The sequence below is a fragment of the Chitinophaga sp. genome, assembly GCF_036566945.1.
Classification (GTDB): domain Bacteria; phylum Bacteroidota; class Bacteroidia; order Chitinophagales; family Chitinophagaceae; genus Chitinophaga.
Genome location: NZ_DATCVJ010000183.1, coordinates 1 through 10,708, shown reverse-complemented (window position 1 = coordinate 10,708; position 10,708 = coordinate 1). Strand labels below are relative to the sequence as shown.

At 45.2% G+C, this 10,708-nt stretch carries 11 protein-coding genes; 8 read left to right on the top strand and 3 right to left on the bottom strand.

The annotated features are described in order from the left end of the window. A partial coding sequence (locus VIP81_RS05175) for an AI-2E family transporter (protein WP_331957407.1) occupies positions 1–940 on the bottom strand: 940 nt, incomplete at its 3' end. Between the two features lie 96 nt (positions 941–1,036). On the opposite strand from VIP81_RS05175, the gene VIP81_RS05170 reads away from it, so the two are divergent. After that, positions 1,037–2,122 carry a family 20 glycosylhydrolase gene (locus VIP81_RS05170; protein WP_331957406.1) on the top strand — a complete coding sequence of 362 codons (1,086 nt, stop codon included), beginning with the start codon at positions 1,037–1,039 and terminating at the stop codon, positions 2,120–2,122. An 85-nt stretch (positions 2,123–2,207) separates the two neighbouring features. On the opposite strand, the gene VIP81_RS05165 is transcribed toward VIP81_RS05170, so the two are convergent. Then, entirely contained in the window at positions 2,208–3,128 is a 921-nt protein-coding gene (locus VIP81_RS05165) for an AraC family transcriptional regulator (protein WP_331957405.1), read from the bottom strand. 457 nt (positions 3,129–3,585) lie between these two features. Between VIP81_RS05165 and VIP81_RS05160 the strand changes: the two genes are divergently transcribed. The 7 genes from VIP81_RS05160 (at position 3,586) to VIP81_RS05130 (ending at position 8,729) form a co-directional block, all read left to right on the top strand. Beyond that, complete coding sequence (locus VIP81_RS05160) at positions 3,586–3,822, top strand: hypothetical protein (RefSeq protein ID WP_331957404.1); 237 nt, start codon at positions 3,586–3,588, stop codon at positions 3,820–3,822. A 69-nt stretch (positions 3,823–3,891) separates the two neighbouring features. After that, a complete protein-coding gene (locus tag VIP81_RS05155; RefSeq protein ID WP_331957403.1) occupies positions 3,892–4,239 on the top strand; it encodes a DsrE family protein in 348 nt (115 codons plus the stop codon). A 168-nt stretch (positions 4,240–4,407) separates the two neighbouring features. Next, a complete protein-coding gene (locus VIP81_RS05150; RefSeq protein WP_331957402.1) occupies positions 4,408–5,277 on the top strand; it encodes a DUF6089 family protein in 870 nt (289 codons plus the stop codon). Between the two features lie 232 nt (positions 5,278–5,509). After that, entirely contained in the window at positions 5,510–5,854 is a 345-nt protein-coding gene (locus VIP81_RS05145) for a hypothetical protein (RefSeq protein WP_331957401.1), read from the top strand. Between the two features lie 60 nt (positions 5,855–5,914). After that, a complete protein-coding gene (locus VIP81_RS05140) occupies positions 5,915–6,232 on the top strand; it encodes a hypothetical protein (RefSeq protein ID WP_331957400.1) in 318 nt (105 codons plus the stop codon). Between the two features lie 105 nt (positions 6,233–6,337). Beyond that, the gene (locus VIP81_RS05135) at positions 6,338–8,260 is read left to right on the top strand and encodes a menaquinone biosynthesis decarboxylase (RefSeq protein WP_331957399.1); all 1,923 of its coding nucleotides are present in this window, start codon (positions 6,338–6,340) and stop codon (positions 8,258–8,260) included. Continuing rightward, positions 8,232–8,729, top strand: coding sequence for a DUF6265 family protein (locus tag VIP81_RS05130; RefSeq protein ID WP_331957398.1), 498 nt, complete (start codon positions 8,232–8,234; stop codon positions 8,727–8,729). The genes VIP81_RS05135 and VIP81_RS05130 overlap by 29 nt, the downstream gene beginning before the upstream one ends. A 526-nt stretch (positions 8,730–9,255) precedes the next feature. Here VIP81_RS05130 and VIP81_RS05125 read toward each other — a convergent pair. Further along, on the bottom strand, positions 9,256–10,708 hold a 1,453-nt coding region (locus VIP81_RS05125), incomplete at its 5' end, for a peptide chain release factor 3 (protein WP_331957397.1).

Sequence of the window (10,708 nt, the reverse complement as noted above, 5' to 3'; positions counted from 1 at the left end):
CATTAATCTTTACCTTGGAACCAACGATGCTGGGGAATAATACATTACTATCCAGCAGGTGTATCAGGAACAATGCAATACCCGCCTGTAAAGCCTGTATAGGCGTGCCCGTAGCCAGGGTTACCAGTATAATAAGTACAGCGGCACTTAAGATGCCTACGTAAGGAATAATATTGAAGATGGCTGCCATCACGCCCAGCAGGATGGCATATTTAATACCGAGTATCAGGAACAGTGTGGTATTGAGAATAGCTACAATCACCATTTCTATCATCAGTCCACCTACATAGCTTTTGATAATGGAACGGGTGCTGCTGATCACTTTGAGTAGTTTCTCCCGGTGTGCTTCCTGGAATATTTTTATGAGAAAGGATACCAGTAGTCTTCGGTAGAAGAGAATAAAAAAAGCATACAGAAATACAAACACCACAAATATCAACAGGGACGAAAGAGAGAGAAACGTTTGACTGAGGAAGCTGGTGGCAGTTCCCAGTGTACCCATCAACGCTTTTTCCATGTAGGATAACTGGGTACTGGAGTTGATATGAAATTTCGTATTCACCCAGTCCTGTGTGGAGGAAATGACCACCATTAGTTTTTGTTGGAGCTGCGGGAAGTCTGAAATGAAAGATTCCATTTGTTTGCCGAGCAACATCATGATCAGTGCAATGATGATAATGAAGAGCAGTACCGCTAAAATGGCTGCAAGTCCGCGGGGGAGGCGCCATTTCTCAAGCCGGTGCACTACGGGCAACAGCATGATGGCAATCAGCATAGCAAACATCAGTGGCACAATAATGCCGCTGCCAATGTGTGCTACGTATATAACCAGGATGATCGATAATAGGGTAAAAGTGAGTCTTGCGTTAAACGGTAGTTTAAACTCATTCATAGAGGTAGTGCTTTTATCAAAGATATTAAAAATCAACTTGTATAACATTGCAATTGCTATTATACATTTGTTTGGGGGAAAAGATTGGAGTTCCCCGGTGCTTTCCTTATTTTACTGCCCTGCCTGAAAAAAATGCAAAGTCTTATGAAAAAACTATTAGCCCTCTTCCTGCTTGTTTGCAGCAGCATTTCCTTTTCTTATGCAAAACCCCTGCCGCTGGATACGTTGCCGGTGCGCGGATTTTGTATTGCTGCTCCCAGAGCGGACGGATTACTTCCTTTCCTGAAATTTATAGAAACAGAGCTGGCGCCGCGGCATGTCAACACATTGGTGCTTCGTGTTGATTTTAATTACCAGTTTAAGTCCCATCCGGAATTGCGTGATCCTGCGGGTTTGACGGAGCAGCAGGTAAAACAGCTGGTACAGGTTTGCCGTAAATACAATATCCGCTTGATTCCGCAGATTAATCTATTGGGGCATCAGTCGTGGGCAGGCACTACTACTAACCTGTTGAAAATATATCCGGACTTTGATGAAACACCCTGGGTAAAGATGCCGGTAAAATACGAATGGCCAAATCCGGATGGCTTGTACTGCAAAAGTTATTGTCCACTGCATCCGGGCGTGCATAAGATTGTTTTCGAGTTGGTAGATGAAATTTGTGATGCATTTGAGTCTACGGCTTTTCATGCCGGTATGGACGAAGTGTTTTACATAGGAGAGGAGAAGTGTCCCCGTTGCGGAGGTAAAGACAAAGCGGAATTGTTTGCCGGTGAAGTTTGGTCTATCCGTAATCACCTGGCACAAAAGGGACGTGAGCTGTGGATCTGGGGGGATCGTTTGCTGGATGGTAAAACTACGGGTTTGGGTGCCTGGGAGGCGAGTATGAACAACACGCACAGGGCGGTGGATCTGGTTCCCCGGGATATAATGATCTGTGACTGGCATTACGAAAGGCCGGATAAAACGCCTGTTTATTTTGCCATGAAAGGATTGTCTGTTATTACCTGTCCATGGAGAATGCCGGAGAATGCGAAGTTGCAGCTGAAAGACATGTATGATTACCGGGTGGCAGCCACCAAAGAAATGAAGCCACGTTTTCAGGGAATGATGCAAACAGTTTGGTCTGATGCGGGTAGTTTCCTGGCAGAGTTTTACGGAACAGGCAAGCCACAAAAGGATACGGTGAATACAAGTGCCAATTGCTTCCGGGCCATATTTACCAGGTAGGAAATTGTAATAACGGATTTACCGGTAGATGGATACCGCCACAGGGTGCGTAATCTGCTGCCGGCAAATCCGTTTCGTTTATTTTTCAATAATGTTTTTTCAGTAGCGGGATAAAAATTTCAGAATAACTGGGACCATTGAGAGAAATAAAGAAATGATTTCCGCTCATTTTAAAGACGCCCTCTTTACAGTTCATGCTGATAAAATTATACATAGGAATGCCTGCCGTAGCAAAATCCATGGGTACGGGTAACTTTAGATAGTTCCCACCAGCGACTCTTTTCATCATCAGATAGGGGAAGTTTTGCTGTAGTTGCAAATGTATGCTGGTAGCGGAAATAGGTACCAGTATGCCGGCAAACATCGACAACTTTTCATAGTCGGTAACCGGCACGGCATCCAGTGTACCAGTAATGATCTGGCTTTGAGGGATGTCGTATAAAGTCTGCATCCTTTTAAACAAAGTATAATGCTGGGTCATTCTGGCAATCATTTCGCCGACAGGATCTTTTCCACGGGAAATGAGGGAGTAATACAGGATATTATCCTGGAGCCTTACTTTTTCGCAGCGATCATAGTTGAATAAACCACGGAATACTTCGCTGCCCAATGCGATGGTGATACCTTCCGTAATTTGGAGGGTTCTTCTTTCGTTGGGCAAAATTATAATACGGCGAAAATCTTTTGGACTTTCTTTAAAATGTAATTTGAATGCTTTGCTAAACGCGGCAGTCGTAGAATAACCACAGTAGTCGCTTATTTCACTGATGTTGTAGCCACTATGCCGGAGCAGGCCTGCGGCGAGTTCCAGCCGATGTCTTTTTACATAGTGCCAGAAGGGTTCTCCCATCTGATCTACAAAATTGTGGTAGAAATACGAGTAGGAGATTCCCAGTCTTTCAGAAACGTCTTTAATATTAAATGGGTCACCGACATGATCATCTGCATAGGCTTTACCTTGTAAAGCAAAATTTTCGAGTTGTTCTTTAGTCAGAAGGGCGGACATACAATACGGGGATTTAAATGATTTTCATTGGATTTTGGTACAAGCTAATTTCATCAAAACCTATTCTTTCTCTACATGAACAATATCTCTAATTTAATTTTTTTTATGATTCCCAGGTACGTAATTTTTTGAATCAATTTATATAATTGAATATCAATATGATAGATGTGTCATTGAAGTAATTTTATTTTTAATATGTTTAATTTTAGCCTTGGACGAAGGGATTATTTTTAAAGGAATAATGAAAAAAGCTAAAATGGACAAACTGGTTTTAAAGGGAATAAATAACTTTAGCGGCAGTGTCATGTTTATAGCTCCAGCCAGGTAACTAAGTATGGATTTTATCGCATTCAATCATATTTGTCCTATCAATCCTGTTACGGAGTTGCGCCATGCGCAACGCCATTTCCCGGCAGTAGAACTTTAGCTGATACCCGTAGCCATAACCTCTTATATTATGATCACTTTCATCGTTATTTTGGTGTTATTGTTATTGCTTGGATGGACCTTGTTAATCCGTCATTTCAGGGCACTCCGGATTGCGAGTGTGAACCTGGTAAAACAGGAGCAGCGGGAAGCTTTTCTTTTATACCAGCTGCGGGAGGTAAAAGAAAAAAATCATAAACTGGAAGATAAGTTAAGAAAAGCACAATACGAGTTGTATAGCACAAAACATAAAGAAGACCATAGTTAACCCTAACATCCACCTTTTAATCGCGTTGTTCACTTTTCGGTTTACCAATATTTGGTTAGGTTTGTTGCCATGCAGGTAGTTTTTCAAATCACATCCGGTGAGCCCGATGTGCAGCTGTCTATGCTGGGACAGCTCCATAATCTTCTTCAACAGGCAGCAGTAACACAAACACGTATAGGCGTAGAGGTAGTCGTGCATGGTCATGCCTGGAATCTTTTACTAATTAACGGAAATCCCTTATCGGAGAAAGTGCAATCCCTGCAGGAACGGGCTGTTAAATTCCTGATTTGCCAAAATACCCTGAATAGCCGGCAGCTACCCATTAGCCAGTTGTTGCCCCTGACGGAAATAGTCCCTGCCGGGATATTTCATCTGATCCAGCGGCAGCAGGAGGGATGGGCCTATATAAGATGTTAGTTTAATTGTTTATGAGTTAATTGGTTTATTAGTTTATTTTTACATTTTATTAACCGTGCCGGTATACGTGTGAGAAACTATTGGAGGGGGTGCACCAAATAAAAATTGTAGTAATAACGTTAAATGTTTGCACGATTGAAAAGGACTAACCTCTTAAACTTTAATACATTGAAATTTACAAAATCTACCGGAATACTGTTGTTATTCATGGCAGTTCCCTTTCTCTCCTTTGCGCAGGACTGGCACGTAGGCGCTTTTCTCGGTATTAGCAATTACAGTGGAGACCTGACCCAGCAAAGGGTGGATATGAAATACACCCGCCCGGCGCTTGGTTTGCTGGTGAGAAGAGATATTAACCGTTACCTCACTGTCCGCGCTGCCATTACCTGGGGAATTGCCACAGGAGCCGATAGTACCAATTCATCGAAGCCGCTGGTAGCAAGGAACCTGAGTTTTCGTTCGAATATACTGGAGGGAAGTCTGATCGGAGAGTTCAACTTTTTAGACCTGGAGGAGAAAGGCTTTACACCTTATGTTTTTGTGGGCATTGGTGGTTTTGGATTTGACCCTACCGCGAAAGACCAGTCTGGTAACCGGGTACGCCTTCGTCCTCTCGGTACGGAAGGGCAGGGATTACCGCAGTATCCGACCCGTCAGCCTTACGATTTATTCGCTATTTCCATTCCTTTTGGAGCGGGTGTGAAAGCGATCCTGAATGATACCTGGACGCTGGGATTTGAAATAGGATTCCGCCCTACTATGACGGATTACCTGGACGACGTAAGTACTACGTACGTAGATCAGAATACATTATTGGCGTATCGTGGCCAGAAGTCAATAGATATGGCTTATCGTGGCGATGAGGTAACCGCCAAAGGCATGACTCCCGGCACCTATCCCGCAGATGGTTCAAAACGCGGTTCTGACAAATATAAAGACTGGTATGCCTTCTCCGGATTTACGATTACATATCGTTTGGGAGGTGGTAGCGGATGGGGAAAGCAGAAAGCTACCCGCTGTCCGATACTCAGACCATAACAAACTGACTACTAATAAATTGAATGGGTTATTTAGTATTCCAATCCCGGCTTTTGGCCGGGATTTTTTTATTGGCATAGTTGTTGAATTTATGAGTTCAAACAGGTAATAATGCAGCCACCAGCTTAGGCGGATAGCAGCATCACAAATCGCGGAGAGAGTAATGAAACGATAGCCGCAAAAAATAAGTTGGTGTGCAACTGCCTGTTATAACTAACGAAAAAGAAGTGCCATGAAGAAGTTTTTGTTTTTAGCTTCAGTGATATTGATAGGGGGGAGTGTAAGTCTTTTTGCTCAACATGGACCAGCACATCCGCCACTGCCGCCAAGGCCACCTGTACCGGCGCATTTTCCACATCCGCCGTTGCCACCGAGGCCCCCGCTGCCACCAAGGCCACCGCATCCGCCTCATTTCAGGCCACCGCATCCGCCAAAGCCGGGATACCGACATAGCAAACATTACGACAGGCATCACAGACCTCCTCGTCCTCCGCATCATCACAGATATAGTTTTGCGGGATATCCGGGAGCCACATACGCCGCTAATAATGTAACTGTAACAGGTTATCCGCTGTAACTGATATAACACACCACAACTTTTATTTGCCAACCGATCTTGAACTAAAAACCACTCAACATGAAAAAAGTATTGTTATTGATGCTGCTGATAGGCGGTACAGTACTGACTACGTATGCACAAAGAGGATACGATCACGGATATCGTGATCATGGCCGCGGACATGGACACGACCGCTGGGAGCGCGAAAGATGCGATCCACCAAGAAGAGAATACCGCCGTGGATGGGATGATGATTGCTATCGTCCGAGAAGAAGGGTTGTATACGTGCAACCAGCCTACTATCCGGTAGTGCCGGTACCTGTACCAGCACCGGTACGCTACTATCCATCCAGGCCCAGAGCCGTATTCCACGCGGGTGTTACCATTGTGAACTGATAACTGAAAATGGAATAAAATGGATGCCTCTCATTATTTAATGGGGGGCATTTTTTATTGCGGTGTGGGATGGTTACTTTTGTTGATTGGTAATAAGATTCAAACATGGCATATAAAAATCTCAGACATTTTATAGATACGCTGGAACAGGCAGGAGAACTGGTACGCATTAAAACCTATGTGGACCCTAAACTGGAAATAGCTGAAATAACAGACAGGGTAAGCAAATCGCCGGATGGTGGTAAAGCGTTGCTGTTTGAAAATACCGGAACAGATTTTCCGGTACTGATCAACTCTATGGGCAGCTATAAGCGTATGTGTCTGGCGCTGGGTGTGCAGGAACTGGACGACGTAGCCGGCGAAATTGAAAATCTCTTTAAGCTGTTATCCAAGCCCAAAGAAAGTATACTGGATAAACTGGCCTTATTGCCTAAGCTGGGACAATTCGCCTCCTGGATGCCGAAGGTAGTTGGGGGCAAAGGTAGTTGCCAGGAAGTAGTGATGGCGAATCCCGACCTCAGTAAACTGCCGGTGCTTACCTGCTGGCCTAAGGATGGCGGCCCGTTTGTAACACTGCCCGTAATTCATACCAAAGATCCGCTGACCGGCACCCGCAACGTGGGCATGTACCGGATGCAGGTATTTGAAAAAGATATGACCGGTATGCACTGGCATAAGCATAAAGTGTCTGCCAAGCACTTTATGGAATACAAGAAACTGAATAAACGTATGCCCGTTGCCGTAGTATTGGGTGGTGATCCGGTTTATACCTACTCCGCCACTGCGCCGCTCCCGGAAAACGTGGATGAATATATGCTGGCGGGCTTTCTCCGTAAGAAGAAAGTAGAGCTGGTAAAATGTATTACCCAACCGGAGATAGAAGTACCGGCAGATGCCGACTTTGTGATAGAAGGCTACGTAGAACCATCGGAGGAACTGATCTGGGAAGGCCCGTTTGGTGACCATACCGGCTATTATTCACTGGCCGACTGGTACCCTAAATTTCATGTCACCGCGATTACGCACCGGAAGGATGCCGTATATCCGTCAACGATAGTAGGCATTCCTCCCCAGGAAGATGCCTGGATAGGAAAGGCAACGGAACGTATTTTCCTGGCACCCATTAAAATGACGCTGGTACCGGAAATCATTGATATGGAAATGCCGGTGGAAGGCGTTTTCCATAACCTGGTAATTGCACAGATCAAAAAAGATTATGCAGGACAGGCGCAGAAAGTGATGAATGCCATGTGGGGCGCCGGACAAATGATGTTCAACAAGATCCTGGTAGTAACAGATGACGGGGTAAAAATCAACGACTATAAGCAGCTGGCACAGCATGTCTTCCGGCATCTAAACCCGGCAACAGATATTTACCTGAGCCAGGGACCTATGGATGTACTGGATCACTCCTGTTCCAAAATGGGTTTTGGTGGTAAGATGTGTATTGATGGTACCCGCAAGTATGAAGAGGAAACAGATACCGCCTATTTGCAGGCAGCTGCTCCCCGTGCTATAGATACAGCCGCTATTATGCAGCAGTTCCCGGAAATCAAGGGTATTAATGACAAGTTGCTGGCGTTAGACATCTCCTGTATACTGGTAGCCATAGAAAAGCGCCGCCCATTTCATGTGCGTGAGCTGAATGAGCAGCTGTATACCTTGCCGGCACTGGCAGGTATAAAAATGATCCTTTATGTAGAGCATACCGTGGATGTAAGTGATCTGGCGTCTGCGCTCTGGCGTTTTTGTAATAACCTGGACCCTAAGCGCGATAGCTTTGTGATCAATAAGCCTTCTGCTGAAGCAGGTAAATATATTGGCGGCATAGGTATGGATGGTACGCTGAAAACAAGGCTGCTGGACAACTTTGAGCGCGACTGGCCTAATATTATTGTTGCGGACGATGCCACTATCAGTAAAATAGATGCCAAATGGGGAGAACTGGGCCTGGGACCTTTCCTTGCTTCTCCATCTCTCAAATACAAACAACAGATTTATGGCGAAGAAGCAGTGGTACAGCAGTAAGTATATACTCCTGTTATCTTTATTGGCCGGCAGCCTTCGGGTAGCCGGCCAGGCCAGTACAGCAGATTTTCGCTTCCTGGATAAGCTGCAGGGCACCTGGAGAATGAACACCCGTAAAAGCACCATCGTGGAAAGCTGGAACCGGGTGAATGATTCTACCTGGAGCGGCCAAACCTGGCGGATAGTGGGTGCCGACAGTGCTTTACAGCAATCTATGCAGCTGGTGAGAAGAGGAAATGATATGTACTTTATGCCTGCTTACCAGGGACATCAGCCAACAGTGCCGGTACGCCTGCGCTTGCGGGTATTGAAGCCGGTGGGCTTCGTAGCCGAAGACCTTAATAATGATTTCCCTAAAAAAATTACTTATCGTTTTAAAGATGCCCGCCACCTGGATGCCCGTGTAGAAGGCGTACGGGACGGGACTATAGAGGAGTATATCTTTCAGTACTCCCTTTCAGAAGACTAAAGATTCCCGATTGCGTAAATCATTTTCCCGGTTCGCGAAAGCCATTCGCATTGCTGTACCTACTTTTGTGTGACACACACGATACACACCTAAATCAAAATATTCTCAAAGCAATAATTTGAGTTGGTCGTACAAGCAATGCCGCACTCGTTCACGGGAAGCGGCTTTTTTGGGCGTAGGGGGATCGCCTTCGGCGATTGTCTTTGTTCAGGATTAAAGTGATTCACTGTGATTTAGATGATTTTATTGTTGCGGATATTAGATTTAAAAATGTTGAGGGGAGATGGAAGCAAATATATCCGCTTCCATCTCCCCTCAATATTTAAAACAAAGTGATTCACTGTGATTTAGATGATTTTATTGTTGCGGATATTAGATTTAAAAATGTTGAGGGGAGATGGAAGCGAATATATCCGCTTCCATCTCCCCTCAATATTTAAAACAAAAGGTGAGAAAATCATGTAAATCACGGTGAATCACTTTAATCCTGATACAATCGCCGAAGGCGATCCTCCTCCATTATTTATTATTTATGAATTTCTGATGTAAAATTGAATTGAATATCCGGGTTGTTGGTACGCTCTGTATTCAGGTACCACTCAGACTGCGCCAGGTAAACGAGGTGGCCGTCTTTATCTTCCACGATGTTGGAAGATTTGAAGCGGATGAATTCTTCTATTTTGTCTTTAGGACCGGTGAGCCAGCAGGCTTTATAGAACTGCAGGGTATTGAACTGGCATGCTGCGCCATATTCCTGCAGGAGACGGTACTGGATTACTTCGAACTGGAGTTCTCCTACACAACCAATAATTTTGCGGTTGCCACCATGTTGGGTAAACAGCTGGGCTACCCCTTCGTCTGTCAGCTGGCGGATACCTTTTTCCAGTTGTTTGGTTTTCATTGGGTCCTTGTTCACCAACTCCTTAAACAGTTCCGGAGAGAAGCTAGGAATGCCGGTAATGTAGAAGTTTTCGCCTTCCGTTAAAGTATCGCCGATTTTAAAGTTGCCGGTATCAAATAAACCTACCACGTCGCCGGGATACGCATCATCTACCACATTTTTTTCACGGGCGAGGAAGCTATAGGGGTTACTGAATCTAACGTCTTTGTCTAAACGAACATGGTGATAAAACTTGTTGCGTTCAAATTTGCCGGAGCAAACGCGGAGAAAGGCAATACGGTCGCGGTGGCGAGGATCGAGGTTCGCATGTATTTTAAAGACAAATCCACTGAATTTATCTTCGTTTACATCTATTTCGCGGGTAGTAGCGGTACGGTTGCGGGGAATAGGCGCGATGTCTACGAATGTATCCAGCAGGTCTTTTACTCCGAAATTGTTAACGGCACTACCGAAGAAAACGGGCGCCAGTTTACCGGCGAGGTAATCTTCCCGGTTGAATGCATCATAAACGCCTTCAATCAGTTCCACGTCGCCACGCAGCTGGGCGGCATCTTTGGCGTTGAAATGCTCGTCTACGTAGCTGCTGCTGAGATCTGCCAGCGGCACGATATCTTCATCAGTGGCTTTCTTGTTGGGCAGGAAGGCCACGAGGCTCTTATCATACAGGTTATATACTCCTTTGAAATCGCTGCCCATGTTGATAGGCCAGCTGAGTGGTCTTACACGGATGTTGAGTTTTTCTTCCAGTTCATCCAGCAGGTCGAAGGGATATTTACCGTCGCGGTCCATTTTATTCACGAAGATGATCACCGGTGTATCGCGCATGCGACATACTTCCATGAGTCTTTCGGTTTGTTCTTCCACCCCTTTCACACAGTCGATCACCAGTACCACACTGTCTACTGCCGTGAGTGTGCGGTAGGTATCTTCTGCGAAGTCCTTGTGACCGGGTGTATCCAGGAGGTTAACGAGGATATCGCGGTATTCGAAGGTCATAACGGAAGTGGCTACGGAGATACCTCTCTGTCTTTCAATTTCCATGAAATCCGAAGTGGTATGCTTCTTTATCTTATTGGAC